The 17,884-nt window shown below is 64.6% G+C and carries 19 protein-coding genes; 18 read left to right on the top strand and 1 reads right to left on the bottom strand.

Annotated features, from left to right (window positions below):
• The 17 genes from ABYV89_RS05800 to ABYV89_RS05720 form a co-directional block, all read left to right on the top strand.
• Positions 1–523: beta-ketoacyl synthase N-terminal-like domain-containing protein (locus ABYV89_RS05800; RefSeq protein WP_432821994.1), on the top strand; the 523-nt coding region annotated here is incomplete at its 5' end.
• A gap of 60 nt (positions 524–583) precedes the next feature.
• Positions 584–2,002, top strand: coding sequence for a penicillin-binding transpeptidase domain-containing protein (locus ABYV89_RS05795; RefSeq protein ID WP_432821993.1), 1,419 nt, complete (start codon positions 584–586; stop codon positions 2,000–2,002).
• Positions 2,003–2,054: 52 nt separating this feature from the next.
• The gene (locus tag ABYV89_RS05790; RefSeq protein WP_432821992.1) at positions 2,055–3,320 is read left to right on the top strand and encodes a B12-binding domain-containing radical SAM protein; all 1,266 of its coding nucleotides are present in this window, start codon (positions 2,055–2,057) and stop codon (positions 3,318–3,320) included.
• The gene (locus ABYV89_RS05785; protein ID WP_432821991.1) at positions 3,317–4,693 is read left to right on the top strand and encodes a lipid biosynthesis B12-binding/radical SAM protein; all 1,377 of its coding nucleotides are present in this window, start codon (positions 3,317–3,319) and stop codon (positions 4,691–4,693) included. Before ABYV89_RS05790 ends, ABYV89_RS05785 begins: the two co-directional genes overlap by 4 nt.
• Entirely contained in the window at positions 4,677–6,122 is a 1,446-nt protein-coding gene (locus ABYV89_RS05780; protein WP_432821990.1) for a B12-binding domain-containing radical SAM protein, read from the top strand. Before ABYV89_RS05785 ends, ABYV89_RS05780 begins: the two co-directional genes overlap by 17 nt.
• The gene (locus tag ABYV89_RS05775; protein ID WP_432821989.1) at positions 6,119–7,285 is read left to right on the top strand and encodes a DUF2062 domain-containing protein; all 1,167 of its coding nucleotides are present in this window, start codon (positions 6,119–6,121) and stop codon (positions 7,283–7,285) included. Before ABYV89_RS05780 ends, ABYV89_RS05775 begins: the two co-directional genes overlap by 4 nt.
• A complete protein-coding gene (locus ABYV89_RS05770) occupies positions 7,272–8,231 on the top strand; it encodes a lysophospholipid acyltransferase family protein (RefSeq protein WP_432821988.1) in 960 nt (319 codons plus the stop codon). Before ABYV89_RS05775 ends, ABYV89_RS05770 begins: the two co-directional genes overlap by 14 nt.
• A 7-nt stretch (positions 8,232–8,238) precedes the next feature.
• Positions 8,239–8,493 (top strand): phosphopantetheine-binding protein, encoded by a 255-nt coding sequence (locus ABYV89_RS05765; RefSeq protein ID WP_432821987.1) that lies wholly within the window; start codon positions 8,239–8,241, stop codon positions 8,491–8,493.
• Entirely contained in the window at positions 8,490–9,671 is a 1,182-nt protein-coding gene (locus tag ABYV89_RS05760; protein WP_432821986.1) for a beta-ketoacyl-[acyl-carrier-protein] synthase family protein, read from the top strand. The genes ABYV89_RS05765 and ABYV89_RS05760 overlap by 4 nt, the downstream gene beginning before the upstream one ends.
• A 166-nt stretch (positions 9,672–9,837) precedes the next feature.
• On the top strand, positions 9,838–10,923 hold the full coding sequence (locus ABYV89_RS05755; RefSeq protein ID WP_432821985.1) for a beta-ketoacyl synthase N-terminal-like domain-containing protein: 1,086 nt from the start codon (positions 9,838–9,840) through the stop codon (positions 10,921–10,923).
• Between the two features lie 3 nt (positions 10,924–10,926).
• Complete coding sequence (locus ABYV89_RS05750) at positions 10,927–11,373, top strand: hypothetical protein (RefSeq protein ID WP_432821984.1); 447 nt, start codon at positions 10,927–10,929, stop codon at positions 11,371–11,373.
• A complete protein-coding gene (locus ABYV89_RS05745; protein WP_432821983.1) occupies positions 11,370–12,371 on the top strand; it encodes a BtrH N-terminal domain-containing protein in 1,002 nt (333 codons plus the stop codon). Before ABYV89_RS05750 ends, ABYV89_RS05745 begins: the two co-directional genes overlap by 4 nt.
• An 11-nt stretch (positions 12,372–12,382) precedes the next feature.
• Positions 12,383–13,156, top strand: a complete 774-nt coding sequence (locus tag ABYV89_RS05740; protein WP_432821982.1) for an ABC transporter ATP-binding protein — start codon at positions 12,383–12,385, stop codon at positions 13,154–13,156.
• A gap of 6 nt (positions 13,157–13,162) precedes the next feature.
• Positions 13,163–14,500 (top strand): ABC transporter permease, encoded by a 1,338-nt coding sequence (locus ABYV89_RS05735; protein WP_432821981.1) that lies wholly within the window; start codon positions 13,163–13,165, stop codon positions 14,498–14,500.
• Between the two features lie 24 nt (positions 14,501–14,524).
• Positions 14,525–14,797: a phosphopantetheine-binding protein gene (locus ABYV89_RS05730; protein ID WP_432821980.1), complete on the top strand. Its 273-nt coding sequence runs from the start codon at positions 14,525–14,527 to the stop codon at positions 14,795–14,797.
• A gap of 43 nt (positions 14,798–14,840) precedes the next feature.
• Positions 14,841–15,374, top strand: coding sequence for a DUF4410 domain-containing protein (locus tag ABYV89_RS05725; RefSeq protein WP_432821979.1), 534 nt, complete (start codon positions 14,841–14,843; stop codon positions 15,372–15,374).
• Positions 15,375–15,412: 38 nt separating this feature from the next.
• On the top strand, positions 15,413–15,844 hold the full coding sequence (locus ABYV89_RS05720; RefSeq protein WP_432821978.1) for a hypothetical protein: 432 nt from the start codon (positions 15,413–15,415) through the stop codon (positions 15,842–15,844).
• A 98-nt stretch (positions 15,845–15,942) separates the two neighbouring features.
• On the opposite strand, the gene ABYV89_RS05715 is transcribed toward ABYV89_RS05720, so the two are convergent.
• A complete protein-coding gene (locus ABYV89_RS05715; protein WP_432821977.1) occupies positions 15,943–16,608 on the bottom strand; it encodes a transposase in 666 nt (221 codons plus the stop codon).
• 27 nt (positions 16,609–16,635) lie between these two features.
• Here ABYV89_RS05715 and ABYV89_RS05710 point away from each other — a divergent pair, with 27 nt between their 5' ends.
• Complete coding sequence (locus tag ABYV89_RS05710) at positions 16,636–17,628, top strand: hypothetical protein (protein WP_432821976.1); 993 nt, start codon at positions 16,636–16,638, stop codon at positions 17,626–17,628.
• The last annotated feature ends 256 nt before the right edge of the window (positions 17,629–17,884 follow it).

Genomic DNA, 17,884 nt, shown 5'->3' with positions numbered 1-17,884 from the left:
GCGCGACGCCGGGATGGAGGCTTGGCAGCAGAAACGACCGGTCGGGTTGATCGCCGCCACCGCCTACGGCTGTCTCGGCACCGACAGCGATTATTTCGACAGCGTGCTTCCCGACGGGGGCGCGCTGGCCAGCCCGCAGCTCTTTGCCTACACCCTCTCCAACACCTTCCTCGGTGAGGCGGCGATCCGTTTCGGCCTGACCGGCAGCGGCCTGGTGGTGAGTCCCGCGGCTGCACCCGGCCTGACTGCGCTGGGGCTGGCGCTGGAAAGTATGAATTGGGGGGAAGAAGACTGCCTGGTGGCCGGGATCTGCGACCTGGCACCGCCGGCGGGGGTGCCCGTGATTGCCGGGGTGCTGCCGGGCGCCGTCTTTCTGGTGCTGGAGCGGGAGCCGCGGGAGGGCGCTGCGTGCTATGGCGAGTTGAGTCGAAAATCGGACGGCCGGTATTTCCTTGCCGGTTCACCGGTGGCGGATATGGCGGAACTGGCGGCGAGGTGTCTGGCTGAGGTCAAAGGCGTTTAAACCGGCGGGTCGCGTCCTGCCAGCTCTGGTTTTTAATACAAAAATCTTGAAGGGTTAATCATGGCTTTTTCAAAAAAATTATTAACGCGGCGCAACCAGCATCGCGGCTGGCGGGATTACCAGGCGTCCCTGCCCAAAAGGTATACTCGCAAACCGCGCCCGCAGCGGCGGTTCGCATTCCGCTTATTCGGTGCCGCCCTGCTCGCCCTGGTGGCCGTCTTCGCCCTTTTCGGCTTCATCCGCAACACCGGAATGCCGCACAGCCCTGTTGCCCTCTCGCCCGCCGGGGAGGCCACTGAACCGGCGCCGACGGTTTCGGGCCCGCTCGACAAAGAACAGCTTCGACAGCTCCTCGACGAAGGAATGTTCAGCAACCTGACCGAGAAGGATATCGCCCTGCCGGCCGGTGGCGGCACCCTTCACGTCGAGACCACCCTCGACCCCGCCCTGCAGAACTACCTGCTCGAAACCATCGACCGCAAGAACTCCCGCTACGTCGGGATCGTCGTCATGGAAGCGCTTTCCGGGCGGGTTCTGGCCCTGGCCGGTTACGACCGGACCGATGACCTGAGCAACCCCTGCCTGCGCAGCGAATACCCGGCCGCCAGCATCTTCAAGATCGTCACCGCGGCGGCGGCCGTCGACCAGTGCGGTTATTCGGCCGATTCGCCGGTGCAGTTCAACGGGGCCAAGCACACCCTCTACAAAAGGCAGCTGACCAACAAGGTTGATCGCCATACGACGACGATTCCCCTGCGAGAGGCCTTTGCCGACTCGATCAACCCGGTCTTCGGCAAGCTCGGCGAGCTGCGCCTGGGCAAGCCGCTGCTGGAGCAGGCGGCGGCCGACTTCGGCTTCAACCAGTCCCTCGACTTTGACCTTGTGCTGCCTCCCAGCCAGTTTCAGATCAGCGACACCCCGTATAACTGGGCGGAGGTCGCCAGCGGTTTCAACCGGCAGACCACCCTTTCACCCTTGCACGGCGCGGCCCTGGCCGCGGCGGTCCTCAACGGCGGGCGCATGGTGACGCAGACCCTGGTCGAGCGCATTGCCGACGAGCAGGGCCAGGTCCTCTACCGCAGTTCGCCAACCCCGGAGTTCCGGCAGATCATGTCCGCCCGCGCCGCCGCGGCGGTGGAGCAGATGATGGAGAGCACCATCACCTCCGGCACCGCCCGCAAGACCTTCCGCGGGCATGATAAAGACAAGGTCCTCTCGCACCTGCAGATCGGCGGCAAGACCGGATCGATCGGCAGCTCGTCCCAGGATCTGCGCTATGACTGGTTTGTCGGTTTCGCCGGCGAAGACCAGGGGGAAAACCAGGTCGTGGTCGCCGTCATGGTCGCGCACGAAGAATTTATCGGCATCCGCGCCAGCGATTACGCGCGCCGGGCGATGACCTACTATTTTGCGAACCCTGTCACGAAAAATGCGCAACCCGCGGGGGGCGGCGCCTTGACCGCTGCCCGGGCGATCTGAACAGGGCGAGTTCAAAGCAACGTCAGCCACGCACAAAAGGAAGATTCGACACATGAAGATGAAGTTGATTTACCCGACCTGGCCGAAACTGGAACGACAGACCGAATTTCACCTGCCGCCCCATGGGCCGGTGGTCTTTGCCGCTGCGGTACCGCCGGAGGTGGAGATCGACTTTATCGACGAAAACCTGGAAGCCATTGATTTCAGCGATCCCGCCGACCTGGTGGCGCTGTCGGTGATGCTCACCTGCCAGCTGCCGCGGGCCTTCGAGATCGCCCGCCGCTACCGCGAACAGGGGATGACGGTGATCTTCGGCGGCATCGCCGTGATGCTGCATGCCGAAGAAGTGGCCCTGCACGCCGACGCGGTCTTTCTCGGCGAGGCCGAGGGGCGCATCCAGGCGATGCTCGACGACTTCAAGGCCGGAACGCTCAAGCCGGTCTACGACTACATGAACAACCATCCTGACATCACGCTGGTCGGCACCGCCCGCCGCGACATTCTCAAGCGCGAGCTCTACAACTACCGGGGGGTGCAGATGCTCGACCTGGTCCATGCCTCGCGCGGCTGCAAGTTCGACTGCTTCCCCTGCTGCACCGGCTATCTGGGTGGCAAGAAATTTCGCCCCCGCCCGGTCGACCAGGTGATCGCCGAGATGGAGTCGATCGAGAACAACCGGCTGTTCATCGTCGACAACTCGCTGGCCCAGGACCGCCAGTGGCTGAAAGAGCTGTTCACGGCGATGATCCCGCTGAAGAAGAAGTGGGTTTCCCACCCGATCCTCGACGATCCGGAAATCCTCAAACTGGCTGCCGACGCCGGCGCCTGGTACGTCTACCAGGCGGTCTTCGACACCTCCGACACCATCCGCAACCGCATCCGCCGGCTCAAGGATCACGGCATCGGCATCGAGGGGACGATCATCCTCGGCACCGACGACCAGGACGAGGACTACATCAAACGGCTGGTCGACTTTCTGCTCGAGGTCGAGCTCGACGTCGCCGAATTCACCATCATGACTCCCTTTCCCCACTCGCCGATCCGCGCCCAGCTCGAGCGCGAAGGGCGCATCCTGTCGAACAACTGGCTCGACTACAGCGCCGACAAGGTGGTCTTCCAGCCGAAGCAGATGACACCGGAAAAACTGCAGGAGATGTTCCATTACGCCTGGGACACTTTCTACGCCGATGGCGGCTACGCCCTGAAGATGGGTGAACTGTTCAAAAGCGTCATGCGCCGGGAGATGGACGACGGCACCTACCGGCGCTACAACCCGCGCACCCGGCGCGGCTTCAAGGGCGCCAGGGAGCAGGCATGAGCCGGGTTTTCCTCCTCTCCGCCAACGTCACCACCGAGCCGTATCCCGTCTATCCCCTGGGGATGGCGGTGATCGCCGGGGCGCTCGACCAGGCGGGGCACCAGCTGCGGCAGTTCGATTTTCTGGCTGCCGGCAAGTCGAAAGCGGCGCTGCGCCAGGCGCTGGCGGAGTTCGCCCCCGAGTTCGTCTGCCTGTCGCTGCGCAACATCGACAATGTCGATTCCTTCGGCGGTGAAGACGACTGGTACCTGGCTCAAGCTCGCAAGTTGGTGCAGGTGGTGCGCGAGGCGACAGCGGCAACCCTGATCGTCGGCGGTCCGGCTTTTTCGATCATGCCCGAGGCGATTCTCGACTACCTCGGCGCCGATCACGGGGTGGTCGGCGAGGGGGAGCGGGTGCTGGTGCAGCTGCTGGCCGACCTGAAGGCCGGTCGTCCGGCCGCCAGGCTGACGAGCGAGGCGGGCGCGGGGCTGGCCGGGGAGGAGATGGCGGCGCCGCTGCTGGTGCCGGAACTGGTCGAGTTCTACCGGCAGCAGACCGGCATGGTCAACCTGCAGAGCAAGCGCGGCTGCCCCTTCAGCTGCAGCTACTGCACCTATCCCGGCCTTGAGGGGAAACGCTTCCGCTGCCGGCCGGCGCCAGCGGTGGTCGATGATATCAAGCGCCTGCAGGCCGAGCACGGAATCGAGTCGCTCTTCTTCACCGACTCGATTTTCAACGATCCGGCCGGGCACTACCTGGCCGTGGCTGAAGAAATGATCCGCCGCGGCGTGCAGTTGCGCTGGAGCGCCTTCTTTCGGCCGCAGGGTCTCGGTCGCTCCGAACTTGCCCTGTTGAAAAAAGCTGGACTCTATGCCTTGGAACTCGGAACCGACGCCGCCTCTGACGCCACCCTGGCCGGGCTTGCCAAGGGGTTCAACTTTGCCGAAGTCGAAGCGGTCAACCGCGCCTGCGTGGACGAACAGCTCCCCTGTGCCCATTTCGTTATTTTCGGCGGGCCCGGCGAAACCGAGGCGACCGTGCAGGAAGGGCTGGCCAACCTGGCGCGGCTGCAGCACACCGTGGTCTTCGCCTTCTCCGGCATCCGTCTGCTGAGCAAATCGCCGCTGCACGCCCAGGCGATCCGCGAAGGGCTGGTTTCTGCCGATCAGTCGCTGCTGCAGCCGGTTTACTACTACTCTCCCAACGTCGACCGCGATGTGATGAATGCGACTATCGAAGAGAGCTTCCGCGGCCGCCGCGACCGCATCTTCCCCCCTTCCGAAGGGCAGAAGCGGATGGCGGTCATGCACAACTTCGGTTATCGCGGCCTGCTCTGGGATAAGCTCATTTCATTCGGCCGTTCGAGGAGGCGCCATGGCGCTGGCAACTAACCGCATCCTGCTGGTCCATCCCTTGGGCTACCGCCCCGAGGCGGCCGGGCGGGACATCTCGCGGCTGGCCAGCATCATGCCGCCGCTGGGGCTGGCCAGCATCGCCGCCTGGCTGGAAAAGCAGGGCCTTGTCGCCGATATCGTCGACTGTTACGCCCACCCCGACTCGGACCAACGCATCCTGGATGTGCTGCGGTCTGAACGGCCGGCCTGGATCGGCTTTTCCTGCACCACCTCGAGTTTTCTCGACGGCGTGCGCCTGGCGAAGCTGGCCAAGAGCGAACTGCCGCAGATCCGCGCCGTTTTCGGCGGCCCCCACGTTTCGGCCCTGAAAGAGAAGGTGCTCACCGACTACCCCGAGGTCGACGTCGCCGTGGTCGGCGAAGGGGAAGAAACCATGGCCGAACTGCTGGCCAGCGGCGGCGAGAATCTGGCGTCCATCTCCGGACTGGTCGTCCGCGAGGGAGACGGCGTCCTTTTCACCGGCTACCGGGAGCAGGGGATCGAACTCGACGCGCTCCCCTTTCCCGCCTACGAGAAGCTGGCCGGCTATCCGCACGTCTACCAGCTGCCGATCTTCAACTATCCCAAGGCACCCAACACCAGCTGCATTTCCAGCCGCGGCTGTCCCTACGCCTGCAGCTACTGTGACCGCAGCGTCTTCCGCCGCACCTTCCGCTACAACTCGGCCGACTATCTCTACGAGCATCTGCGCACCCTGCGCGAGCGTTTCGGCGTGCGCCACGTCAACTTCTACGACGACCAGTTCACCTTCAACCGAAAGCGGGTCGAGGACTTCTGCCGGCTGATGGTCGACAAGCCGCTCGGGTTGACCTTCAACTGCGCGGTGCGCGCCGAGCACGTCGATCTCGAGCTCTTGCGGCAGATGCAGGGGGCCGGCTGCTGGATGGCCAGCCTCGGCATCGAGACCGGCGACCCCGAGCTGCTGGCGAAGCACCGGCAGAACCCCGACCTCGACATGCTCGGCGACAGGATCCGCCTGATCAAGCAGGCCGGCATCCGGGTCAAGGGGCTGCTGATGATGGGGCTGCCGGGAGAGACCGAAGCGAGCATCCGCAAGAGCATGGACTACGTCTTCTCGCTGCCGATCGACGATTTCAACCTCTCCAAGTTCACCCCCTTTCCCGGCTCGCCGATCTACGAGACCATCCACGAGCAGGGGCACTTCGAGGAGGATTGGGAGAAGATGGACTGCATGCACTTCCAGTTCGTCCCCGCCGGGATGACCCGCGAGCGGCTGGAAGAGCTCTTCACCCTCTATTACAAAACCCATTTTCAGCGCCCGCAGGTGCTCCTTTCGTACCTGACCATGCTCTGGAAATCGCCCGATTCCTGGCGCCGCTTCGCCCTCAACTTGGGGAGTTTCCTGCGTTTCGCCCGCAGCAGCCGGCGGCTGGGGGATTCGTGAACAGCGTGGCGCCGCGCATCCTCATCGTCATCCCGGTCTACAACCACGCCGCCACCTTGCGGCCGGTGGTGAAACAGGCGCTGGCGGTCCATCCCGAGGTGCTGGTGGTGGACGACGGCAGCGCTGATAACCCCCTGGATACTCTGGCCGGGCTGCCGGTGCGCACGGCCAGCCATCCGCGCAACCTCGGCAAGGGGGCGGCGATCATGACCGCGGCACGGTTGGCTCGAACGCTGGGGATGAGCCACATCGTCACCATCGACGCCGACGGCCAGCACGACCCGGCCGACTTTCCCCGTTTTGCCGAGGCGATCGCCGCCGAGCCGATGGCGATCGTGGTCGGCACGCGGGATTTTTCCGCCGCCAATGTTCCCGGTTCGTCGCGCTTCGGCCGCAAGTTTTCCAATTTCTGGCTGCGCCTGCAGACCGGCCGCAGCCTCGGTGACACCCAGAGCGGCTTTCGCGCTTATCCGCTGGCGGTACTCGAAGGGCTCAAGCTGCGCGAGCGGCACTACTCCTTCGAAGTCGAAGTGCTGGTGCGCGCGGCCTGGGCCGGGGTGCCGCTGCGCGAGGTCGATATCGCCGTCTACTATCCGCCGGCGCACGAGCGGGTCTCGCATTTCGGCGCCTTTCGCGACAATTTTCGCCTGACCCTGCTCAACACCCATCTGACCATGCGTTCGGTGCTGCCATGGCCCCACCGCAAGCTGGTCGAAGAGCAGGGCGGGGTCAAGGTCAGCGTGCTGCGGCCGCTGCGTTCGCTCAGGGTGCTGCTGACCGAGAACGCCACCCCGGCGCAACTGGCGGCGGCCGGCGCTCTCGGGGTTTTTCTCGGCGCGGTGCCGCTGATCGCCTGCCACACCATCGCCATCCTCTTTGCCTGCGGTTTTTTTCGCCTGAACAAGGTGGCGGCGGTGAGCGCCAGCCAGCTCTGCATGCCGCCGCTGGTGCCGGCACTCTGCATCGAGGCGGGCTACTTCATGCGTCACGGCGAGTTTCTCACCGAACTCTCGCTGGAAACCCTCGGTTACCAGGGGCTGGAGCGCCTTTACGAGTGGCTGCTCGGCTCGCTGCTGGTCGGCCCGCTGCTGGCGGGCCTGGTCGCGGCGCTGATCTACGGCATGGCCCTTTCGCTGCTGAGGACGTCCGATGCAGCCGGATGAGCAACATAGTCGCTGGAGCAGCCGCAGCATCGGCTCGAAGCTGCAGCACGGCATCTTCTATTTCCTGATCCGGGTCGGCGGGCGGCGGGCGGCCTATGCTTTGCTGCACTGCGTCGTCCTCTATTACGTGCTCTTCTGCCCCGCTCAAAGGCGCAAGGGGGAACCCTACCTGCGGCGGCGCTTTGCCGTCGATTCGGGCTGGAAGCTCCTCTGGCACAGCTACCGGATGATTCTCGATCTCGGCAAGGTGCTGGTCGACCGGGCGGTGGTCGGCATCCTCGGGCCGGAACAGATGCAGGTGCGGATGCACGGCAAGGATAAATTGCTGGACCTGCTGGCGGAGAATAAGGGGCTGATCCTGGTCGGCGCCCACGTCGGCTGCTGGCAGGTGGCGATGAGCTCCCTCGGCTTCGTCAAGGTGCCGGTCAACCTGCTGATGCAGCGGGAGGATGGCGACATCGACCGCCACTACTTCGAGCACGCCGGGCTCCCATGCCCCTACCGGATCATCGATCCCCGCGGCTTTCTCGGCGGGGCGCTGGAGATGCTCGAGGTGCTCAAGCGCGGCGAGGTCCTTTCGGTGATGGGGGACCGGCTGCTGGGCAGCGACAAGAACGCGGTCGAGGTCGATTTTCTCGGCGGCAAGGTGCGCGTCCCTTTCAGCGCCTACAAGCTGGCGTCGACCACCGGGGCGCCGGTCGCCGTGCTCTTTTCGTACAAGACCGGGCCGGCCAGCTACGAGCTGCAGCTGGCTCGGGTGATCCGGGTGCCGGCCCATCTCAAGCGCGGCGGGGCGGCGCTGGTTCCTTACGCCGCCGAATTCGCCGGGGCGCTGGAAAAATTTACCCTGGATCACCCCTATCAGTTTTTCAATTTTTTCGATATGTGGCAGAATAACCCAACCGCCGGCGCCAAAGGCCCGGCCGAACAAGCAGTGAAGGAGTAAAGACGGAATGACCATCCAGGACAAGCTGAAAAAAATTCTGGTCGAAGAACTGAACCTTGAAGATCTGACCCCCGAAGAGATCACCGACGACATGGCCCTGTTCGGCGACGGGCTCGGCCTCGATTCCCTCGACGCGGTCGAGCTGGTGGTGCTGGTGCAGAAACATTTCGGCGTCGAGATCAAGGATATGGAAGAGGGGCGCCCGGCCCTGCAGACCATCGCCTCGCTGGCCGCCTTCATCGAGGAGCGCAGCAAGGGATGACCCCTCATCCCCCGGTCGCCGTCACCGGCCTCGGCTGCCTCTGCGCGGCGGGCAATACGCTGCCGCAGGCCATCGAGTCGATCTTCCGCTCGCAGCGCGCCCCTTCGCCGCCGCGCCATTTCGTCACCAACCACTCGTCGATCTACCCGGTCTTCGAAGTGGCCGACGATTTCGGCGGCCGGGACGACCTGCTGCGCACCAGCCTGCTGGCCCTGGCCGCCGCGAAAGAGGCGCTGGCAGACGCCGGCTGGACGGTTGAGGCGCTGCGGGGCAAGCGGGTCGGCGTCTGTATCGGGACCACCGTCGGCAGCTCGATGAACAACGAGTTTTTCTATCGCAGCTACCTCGACGGCGAGCATCCGCCGATGCTGCCGATCGAGCGCTACCTGCGCAGCAACCCGGCATCGGTGCTGGCGCGGGAATTTTCCCTCGACGGCCCCTGTCAGACCGTAGTCAATGCCTGTTCCTCCGGCACCGACGCGGTCGGCCTGGCCGCCTCCTGGATTCGCGCCGGGCTCTGCGACCTGGCCATTGCCGGCGGCGCCGATGAAATCTGCCGCACCACCTACAACGGCTTCGTCTCGCTGATGATCACCTCCGACGCGCCGGTGCGCCCCTTCGACCGCAACCGCAAGGGGCTCAACCTCGGCGAGGGGGCGGGGATGCTGGTGCTTGAGTCGGACGAACTGCAGCGGCAGCGCCGGGCCAGGGTCCGCGGCCGGGTGCTCGGCTACGGTTCGGCCTGCGACGCCTACCACCTTACGGCGCCGCGCCCGGACGGCAGCGGCCTGATGCGGGCCCAGAACGAGGCCCTGACCACCTGCGGCCTGAGCTTCGCCGAACTGGCCTTCGTCAACGCCCACGGGACCGGCACCCCGGATAACGACCGGGTCGAGAGCCGGGTCTTTGCCGAGCGCATGCCGCAGACCCCGTTCCTCTCCACCAAGGGCTACACCGGGCATACCCTCGGCGCCGCCGGCGCGATCGAGGCGGTGCTGACCCTGGCCTGCCTGGAGCAGGGGAGAATCCCGGCCAATGTCGGCTTCGAAGAGGCCGACCCGGAACTCCCCGCAACCCCGGTGCGGCAGGTTACCGAAGTGACGGGAACGGCGGCCCTTTCCCAATCCCTCGCCTTCGGCGGCAACAACGCCGTCCTGGCGCTGGGCAAGGGAGATTAGGGCAACAGCAAATTCAAGCGGCCTCGCGCCCGCTCCTTGCAGTCGCTAGAGCTCGCAGAGAACACAGAGAGGAACAATGATTTTGCTTTTCTCTGCGTTCTCTGGGTGCTCGAGTGAGCGAAGCGAACGGGCGAGAGATGCCTTTTAGGGTTTCAAGGGATTGTTCATGGAAGCTTTGTCCATACAGGGAATCGGCGTGGTCGGCGGCTTTGGCTGCGGCGTATCCGCATTGCGCCAGGCGTTGCAGGAGGGTCGGCAGGATTTGCAGCCGGTGCGCTTCGAGACCGCCGCCGGGCCGATCGAGACCACCGCCCTTCTCGCCGACACGACCGAGCTGGAGCGGTTCGTCAACAAAAGGGCGTTGCGGCGGATCGACCACTTCTCCCGGCTGACCCTGCTCGGCGCGCATCTGGCGCTGGAAGACGCCGGCCTGCTGGGCGCCGACCGCAAGCGCCTCGGCATGGTCATCGCCACCGGTTACGGCGCCACCCGGACCACCTTCGCCTTTCTCGACTCGGTGATGAAAGGAAGCGACATCCTCGCCTCGCCGACCCATTTTTCCAGCTCGGTGCACAACGCGGCGGCCGCCCATGCGTCGATCCTGCTCGAGGCGACCGGCCCAAGCCTGACCGTCAGCCAGTTCGAGATGTCGGTCCCTTCGGCCCTGCTGACCGCCCGCCAATGGCTGGCGGAAAAGCGGGTCGACGCGGTGCTCTTCGGCGGGGTCGACGAGAGTTGCGAGGTCATGCACTACTGCTGGCAGCGGTTTTTTGCCGAAACACCCTCCGGGCGCATCCGCCCCTTCGAGTTCGATGCCCAGAGCGCCGTGGTCGGTGAAGGGGCCGCCTTTCTGCTGCTGACCCGCAAGGAGGGGGATGCCCCCGGCTACGCCAGCATCGACGCCATCCGCCAGGGCAACTGCCACGCCGGGTCGCCGGAGCTGCCCGCCGCCGGCGCTTACCTGCTCGGTGCCGACGGGCATCGCGAGTGCGCCGCCGCGTACGGGCGGCACCTGCCGGCGGATGCCCCGGCGGTAAGTTACGCCCCGCTCTACGGCAGCCTTCCGGTCGGCCCGGCCTTCGACCTGGCCATCGCCGCGGTCAGTTGCCGCGACAATCGGCTCTATCCCGGCCCGCAAGGCGCCAGCCGTGCGCTTCCCGCATCGCCGGAGTCGCTGCTGCCGCAGGGGCTATGCTGCCTCAAGTTCGGACCCCGTGGCGACTACGGCTGGATCCGGGTCCGGAAGGATTAGGGTATGAAGAAAGAAGATGTACCTCAGCATCGGGGACTGTTCGGCCAGCGGCGCGCCGTCTGCTACGCCCTCGATTCCGACGGCGAATACGTGCTGACCCCGACCGCCGGCTGGGATCCGGCCAACCTGGCCAACCGCCAGGCCTGGGAGGCGATCGCTGAAGAGCTGACCGAAATCCTGCACCGGGTGCAGGCCGGTGAACTCAGCCCGCTGGCCTACCACATGGCCCGCAACCAGATGACGGCCGGCATGCTGGCCAAGTATGTCCGCATCTTTCGCTGGCGGGTCCGCAGGCACCTGCGGCCCGAGATTTTCAGCCGTCTCGATGCCGCGACCCTGCAGCGTTACGCCGAGGTGCTGCGGATCTCCGTCGAAGAGCTGCAGAGGGTGCCGGACGAGCTCGACCTGGAAATGCCCGAAATAGACGAGATAGAGGACAGCGAAGCGTGACCATCGATTTCAAACATCGGCAGTACGCCCATTGTGAAAGCGGCGCCATCGCCAGCCTGCTGCAGCATCGCGGGGTCGAGATCTCCGAGGCGCTGGCCTTCGGCATCGGCGGCGGCCTCTTTTTCGGCTACCTGCCTTTCATCAAGCTGAATCAGCTGCCGCTGATCACCTACCGCAAGGGGCCCGGCGACATCTTCAAGTCGGCAACCAAGCGGCTCGGCGTCGGCGTCGAGCGGTTTCGTTTCCGCAGCCCGGAAAAAGCCATGGCGGCCCTCGATCGGGCCCTCGACCAGGGGATCCCGGTCGGCGTGCAGACCAGCGTTTACTGGCTCCCCTATCTCCCCCCGGCCCTGCGTTTTCACTTCAACGCCCACAACCTGGTGGTCTACGGCAAGCAGGGGGACGATTACCTGGTCAGCGACCCGGTCATGGACGAGGCGGTGCTCTGCCCCGCGGCCGACCTGCAGCGGGCCCGCTTCGCCGAAGGGGACCTGGCGCCGAAGGGGCGGATGTACTACCTGGGGGGGATTCCCGAGCAACTCGAAATGAAACCTGCCGTGGTCAAAGGGATCAACGAGGTCTGCCGGAGCATGGTCAGAAATCCGATCCCGCTGCTCGGGGTCAAGGGGATCCGGCGGCTGGCCCGGGTGATCGAAGGCTGGCCGCAGAAGCTCGGCCAGCGCAAGTCCCTGCAGCACCTCGGTCACGTCATCCGCATGCAGGAAGAGATCGGCACCGGCGGCGGCGGCTTTCGCTTCATGTACTCGGCGTTTCTGCAGGAGGCCGCCGGGATCACCGGCGATGCGCGGTTCGCCGAACTGGCCGTGCGCATGACCGACGGCGGTGACCGCTGGCGGGAGTTCGCCCTGCTCGGGGCACGGGTCTGCAAACGGCGGCCGGGAACAGAGAATGCCTTTCCGCAATTGGCGAACCTGCTGCGGGATTGCGCCGACCACGAGGAACAGGTCTTTCGCGACCTGGCCCGGGTCCTTCGCTGAGAGTGTCGACTATGGAAGCAGGCAGCCAGAACAGATCGATACCGCGGGCGCTGGAAGTCCGGCAACTGGTCAAATTTTACCGGGGAGCAACCCAGCCGGCTCTCGACGGTCTCGATGTGACCATCGAGCCGGGCCAGGTCTTCGGCCTGCTCGGGCCGAACGGGGCCGGCAAGACCACCGCCATCTCCATCCTCTGTACCCTGCTCAAACCGACTTCAGGCAGCCTGTCGATCTTCGGCATCGATGTGTTGCGCCAGCCGGCCCAGGTGCGCCGCCTGATCGGGCTGGTCCCACAGGAAATCGCCCTTTACCCGGCCTTGTCGGTGCGTGAAAACCTCACCTATTTCGGCCGTCTGCACGGTCTGCGAGGGGGCGACCTGCGGCAGCGTATCGACCACTGCCTCGAAATGGTTGCACTGCGGGACCAGGCCGACCGCCCGCTGGCCGGCTTTTCCGGCGGCATGAAGCGGCGCGCCAACCTGGCGGCGGGGGTGCTGCACCAGCCGCGCCTGCTCTTTCTCGATGAGCCGACCGTCGGCATTGACGCCCAGTCGCGCCACATGATTTTGGAAAACCTCGGCCGCCTGCGCGAGGCCGGCATGACCATGGTCTATACCACCCACTACATGGAAGAGGCTCAGCAGCTCTGCGACCGCATCGCCATCGTCGACGCCGGCCGGGTGATCGCCGAAGGGCGGCCGTCCGACCTGATCGCCGGCGTAGCCGGCTGCGGCACCCTCGAAGCGCTCTTTCTCCATTTGACCGGCCGCCAGTTGCGGGATTAGGCACCTATGCTCCAGTTTTTCGCCACCCTCCATAAAGAGCTCCTGCTGCTGCTGCGCGACCGCGGTGGCCTGGCTCTGCTCTTTCTCATGCCGATGGTGCTGGTGCTGGTCGTTTCGCTGGTGCAGAACAATATCCTCAAGGCGACCGGCGAAGGGAGTCTGCAGGTGCTGCTGGTCGACAACGACGGCGGCGAGTTCGGTCGGCGCATCACCGAAACGCTGCGGGCGACCGGCGCGGTGCAGTTGATCGACAGTCGAAACGGGACGGCCTTCACCCTGGCCGAGGCCAGAGAGCTGGTCACCGACGGCAAGTACCAGTTCTGCCTGGTGATCCCAGAGGGGACCAGCGAGGCGGTCCGGCGCGGGGCCCTGGCGATGGCCAGGGACGCCTTCGGTGCGAAGGAAGCGTTCAGCGTCAGTCCCGGCACGGCATCGGAGGCGGTCGAGCTCGGCATCTACTTCGATCCGGCCGTGCAGGGGGTCTTTCGCAGCGTCCTCTCCAATGCCCTGCAGCGGGTGGTGCTGGCGCTAGAGATCGAAGAGAAGGCGCGCCGGCTGGCCGAGGTCTTCCCCGAAGAAATCGAGTCCCGGCTCGGCCAGGGGCTGGGGTTGCGCCCGCTCCCCGGCACCGGCGGCCCGCAGGTGAGCTTCAACTGGCAGGATGAGCCGCTGCTTGCGGTGAAGGAGCGCATCGCCGCCGGCGAAGAGGTTGTCTTTCCCGATGCGGTGCAGCAGAACGTCCCCGCCTGGACCCTGTTCGGGATGTTTTTCATCGTCGTCCCCCTCTCCGGCTCGCTGATCCGCGAGCGCCAGGAGGGGACGCTGCAGCGGCTGCTGACCCTGCCCATTTCGGCGCTGACCCTGCTCGGCGGCAAGCTGGCCGCCTATGTCCTGATCGCCCTGATCCAGGCGGTCCTGATGCTGCTGGTCGGCAAGCTGGTGCTGCCGCTGTTCGGCACCCCGGTGCTCAGTCTCGGTGACGATTTTACGGCGCTGTGCCTGCTGATTCTCGCCTGCGCCCTCGCTGCCACCGGCTTCGGTATCCTGATCGGCAACCTGGTGCGCAGCTACGAGCAGTCCACCATGTTCGGTTCGGTGGCGGTGGTGGTGGCCGCCGCCCTCGGCGGGATCATGGTCCCCGCCTACGTCATGCCCAAGGCGATGCAGGCGGTCAGCGCCTGGTCGCCGCTGGCCTGGGGGCTGAACGGGTTTCACGAACTCTTCGTCCGCCACGGGACGCTGCGCGAGATCTGGCCGAACCTCATTTCCTTACTCGCATTTTTTGCCGTCTGCCTGGCGATTTCCTGGGGCCTCTTCTCCCGGCGTCAGCGCGGCGGCCGCTGAATCATAAAAACAGGAGCAGTCGCTATGGAACCTTTGTCTGAAGACGGCCTGGAACGGGAGTTGCGCGACCTGGTGGTGGAGGCCTGCTATGTGGACGATGCGCCGGAGGAGGTCTTCCCCGATGCGCCCATCGTCGGCCCGGACTCTCCCTGGGGACTCGATTCCCTCGACGCCGTCGAAATCATCGTCGAGGTGCAGAAACAGTATGACGTGCGTATCGGCGGCCAGGAAGCCGGCCGCGAACTGCTGCGGTCGCTGCGGACCCTGGCCGATTTTATCCGCAAGGAGCGGGGGTAACCCCATTTCAATGACAAGAAGCCGAGTAAGGGAGGTGCTGACGATGAAGAAGCTGATGGGGGTATTGGCGGTGTTGACGATTCTGGTGGCGTTTGGCTGTGGCGGGCCCCGGCTCAAGGCACCTACCATGGTCGGTGGCGGCAGCTACTCGATTGCCGTGCTGTCTGATCGCGGCATCACGCCTGAGCTCGGCCCCGATCGCAGCAACCAGTACAACCAGGTTGGCGAATGGATGGAGCAGGACCTGCTGCGGACACTCAAAAAAGCAGGCTATAACGCCCGCCTGGTCAACAGTCGCCGCGAATTTGCCGGTGGCCCCGGCGAGTATCTGCTGACGGTTCGGATCGAGCGTTACAACCCCGGCAGCAAGGCCGCCCGGATGCTGGTAGGGTTTGGCGCCGGCGCGACGTCCCTCGACACCCATTATGAACTTTATAGTGCCAAGTCCCAACCGCTGCTGGCCGAAGATCACGGCGTCGGTTCGAGCATCGACTGGTACCAGGTGGTGCAGAAGCTCAACCAGCAGATGGTCGACGCGGTTTCCCGCAAACTGGCCGAAGGCGGCGCGCGGGGTTAAAAACTCGGTGAACGGGATTTTCCCAAGGAGAAAGGTCGATGAAATTGCGTAATCTGCTGGTTGCCCTGACCATGGTTCTGCTGACCGCCGGCGCGGCCTGCGCCGATCTCGATTCCTATCTGAACCGTCTCACGGCCAGCACGGCCGATCCGGGGCAATTCCGGGCCGACCTGGGGGCGCATTTCGGCGCCTCCGGACCGGAAATCGACCTGGTGCTGCGCACGGTCACCCGCCATGGCGAAGCGGTGCTCTGCTTCTGGCTGCAGCAACAGTCGCGGCAGCCGCTCGACGTGGTGCTGCGCGAATATCAGGCCCAGCGGCAGCAGGGCTGGGGCGCCCTGGCGAAGAGCCTGGGGATCAAACCCGGCTCGGACGCTTTCCACGCCCTCAAGCGGGGCGAGCTCGGCTGGCTCTCCGAACCGGGAGGGAAGGGCGGCAAGAAAGAAAAAGCCAAGGGACCGAAGAAATAACCCGGCACCACCGGGACACATATGAACGGCCGGCATCGAGAGGTGCCGGCCGTTCTCTTTTTTAATTCCGTTAATTCCTAATTCCGGGGACAGTATACTTAACCTTGGCCACCGCGTTTTTTCGGTCCGGGTTTTTGCGGGTGCAGGATGCGCCCCACGGTCCGCTCCAGGTCCTCAATAAAAGCGGCTTTGCCCAGCGGACGACCGGTCCGTTCGTGCTTCCGCATCAGGTCGAAATCTTCGGCAGGTGGAAGCGAAAGGAAACTGCGCCAATCGCCGACTATTTCCAGCAACGGGGCGACCTTGACCAGGGCGTCATCTTTTCTCTCAATGTGCGCGCGTGCGCTGCTCCAGCGGTAATCGACCGGATTTTCGACCATCTCGGCAGCCACCGGATTCATTTCAACATACCGGGCGGCCGCCAACAAATGGCTTTCATCCATGGGGAACGAGGCGAATCGCTCTTGCCAGAGGTGGCCGCGCCAGTTTTCCCGAAAATTGACCCGCCGGGTGTAGCGGCGGTGGGCCTCGCCAATGGCTCGGGCCAAGCCATCCTCGCTCTGCGGTACGGCGATCAGGTGGACATGGTTCGGCATCAGGCACCATGCCCAGATCTCAACTCCGCACTTACGGCACCATTCGGCCATCAATTCGAGATAGGCGAGGTAATCGTCATCGCAGAAAAAGGTCTGCTGGCGGCGGTTGCCACGCTGGGTGACATGGTGAGGGTAGCCCGGAGCTACGACGCGTGCGATTCTGGCCATGGGAACAAAATATCAAGGGATCAGGAAATGTCAAAGATAAATATACTGTCCCCGGAACTCCCGGAGGAAGACGCCAGCGTCGACGAGGAAGTGAACCACGGCTTTGAGCCGGTGGCGGTGCTGCAGGTGGGTGGCAGGATTTTCGCTACCCCGCAGAAGGCCAGCAGCAGCGACCTGGCAACCCTGCGCCGGCAGGGGCCGCCAGTCAACGCTCCGGTGGAGTGGGGGACGGTCGACCTGGTCGGCAAGGACGAAATGGTGGTGCCCTTCACCAAAAGTTACACCAACCCGGTCGTGGTGGTGAAGCCCTTCGCCAAGAAGAAATCCGGGTCTGGCCTGCTGCGGGTCACCTCCGTCCGCAGCGATCATTTCAAGCTGAAGTTCCAGGACTGGGACTACCTATCCGCCAAAGCCAAGCCGGCCTCGGTGCGGGCCTTCTACATGGTTGCCGAGGCGGGGGCGAAAAACCTGGGCGATCTGGCTGTCAAGGCCGGCAAAGCCAGCACCTCGGTTACCGCCAATGTCAAGAATGTCGCCTGTACCCCGGTCGACTTCCCTTCCGCCTTCGCCACCGTCCCGGCGCTGTTCAGCAGCGTCGCGACCGACAACGACAGCGACCCGGTGCTCAGCCGCGCCGACGGTGTGACCGCCAGCGGCTTCAACCTGGCGCTGCAGGAAGAGGATGCCGCCGACAACGGCACTCCGCAGCACGGCAGCGAGACGGTGCACTGGATCGCCATCGCTCCCGGCAGCACCACCGTCGACGGCTTCGATGTCCAGGTGCAGCTGCAGGCGGATGTTCTGACCGGCAAGCCGCTGACCCTGGCCTTCGATCCCTCCGCCCGGGCATTCCCGTTCACCCTGGCAGACATGAACAGCGCCAATGACCTCGATCCGGCGGTGGTGCGCTATGGCAAAATCACAAATAGCCTGCTGCAGCTCTACATCGAGGAAGAAACCAGCCTCGACCGCGACAGGAATCACCAGGCGGAGGATCTGTCGCTGTTTCTCGGCGAGTAGGTTCCCAAAGGGAAGGAAATGCAAACGGGGGAGGCTGGTTCAGCCTCCCCCGTTGTTTTTGTGGGCTTATGAGGTGTTGGACTCAGCCCAACTCAAGTTCCAGAAATTCTTCCTTCGCCATCATCTCCCACGTCATGTTTTCATCCAGGGGCTCGGAGCAAATAAAGCAGGATTTATCCGAACAGGCCTTGTAGAGCGAGTAGTAGTCCGGTTCCTTGGCGTAATCGCGATAGGCGAACAAGGTTTCGCCGTCGCT

This window comes from Trichloromonas sp. (assembly GCF_041583255.1).
Taxonomy (GTDB): domain Bacteria; phylum Desulfobacterota; class Desulfuromonadia; order Desulfuromonadales; family Trichloromonadaceae; genus Trichloromonas.
Note: the sequence above shows the minus strand (reverse complement) of the source record. Positions and strands in the feature narration are given on the sequence as shown.

Bases quoted from the DNA above. Each gene is read 5' to 3' on its own strand.
- ABYV89_RS05795 (WP_432821993.1), top strand. From the start codon at position 584: ATGGCTTTTTCAAAAAAATTATTAACGCGGCGCAACCAGCATCGCGGC.
- ABYV89_RS05790 (WP_432821992.1), top strand. From the start codon at position 2,055: ATGAAGATGAAGTTGATTTACCCGACCTGGCCGAAACTGGAACGACAG.
- ABYV89_RS05785 (WP_432821991.1), top strand. From the start codon at position 3,317: ATGAGCCGGGTTTTCCTCCTCTCCGCCAACGTCACCACCGAGCCGTAT.
- ABYV89_RS05780 (WP_432821990.1), top strand. From the start codon at position 4,677: ATGGCGCTGGCAACTAACCGCATCCTGCTGGTCCATCCCTTGGGCTAC.
- ABYV89_RS05770 (WP_432821988.1), top strand. From the start codon at position 7,272: ATGCAGCCGGATGAGCAACATAGTCGCTGGAGCAGCCGCAGCATCGGC.
- ABYV89_RS05765 (WP_432821987.1), top strand. From the start codon at position 8,239: ATGACCATCCAGGACAAGCTGAAAAAAATTCTGGTCGAAGAACTGAAC.
- ABYV89_RS05760 (WP_432821986.1), top strand. From the start codon at position 8,490: ATGACCCCTCATCCCCCGGTCGCCGTCACCGGCCTCGGCTGCCTCTGC.
- ABYV89_RS05755 (WP_432821985.1), top strand. From the start codon at position 9,838: ATGGAAGCTTTGTCCATACAGGGAATCGGCGTGGTCGGCGGCTTTGGC.
- ABYV89_RS05750 (WP_432821984.1), top strand. From the start codon at position 10,927: ATGAAGAAAGAAGATGTACCTCAGCATCGGGGACTGTTCGGCCAGCGG.
- ABYV89_RS05740 (WP_432821982.1), top strand. From the start codon at position 12,383: ATGGAAGCAGGCAGCCAGAACAGATCGATACCGCGGGCGCTGGAAGTC.
- ABYV89_RS05735 (WP_432821981.1), top strand. From the start codon at position 13,163: ATGCTCCAGTTTTTCGCCACCCTCCATAAAGAGCTCCTGCTGCTGCTG.
- ABYV89_RS05730 (WP_432821980.1), top strand. From the start codon at position 14,525: ATGGAACCTTTGTCTGAAGACGGCCTGGAACGGGAGTTGCGCGACCTG.
- ABYV89_RS05725 (WP_432821979.1), top strand. From the start codon at position 14,841: ATGAAGAAGCTGATGGGGGTATTGGCGGTGTTGACGATTCTGGTGGCG.
- ABYV89_RS05720 (WP_432821978.1), top strand. From the start codon at position 15,413: ATGAAATTGCGTAATCTGCTGGTTGCCCTGACCATGGTTCTGCTGACC.
- ABYV89_RS05715 (WP_432821977.1), bottom strand. From the start codon at position 16,608: ATGGCCAGAATCGCACGCGTCGTAGCTCCGGGCTACCCTCACCATGTC.
- ABYV89_RS05710 (WP_432821976.1), top strand. From the start codon at position 16,636: ATGTCAAAGATAAATATACTGTCCCCGGAACTCCCGGAGGAAGACGCC.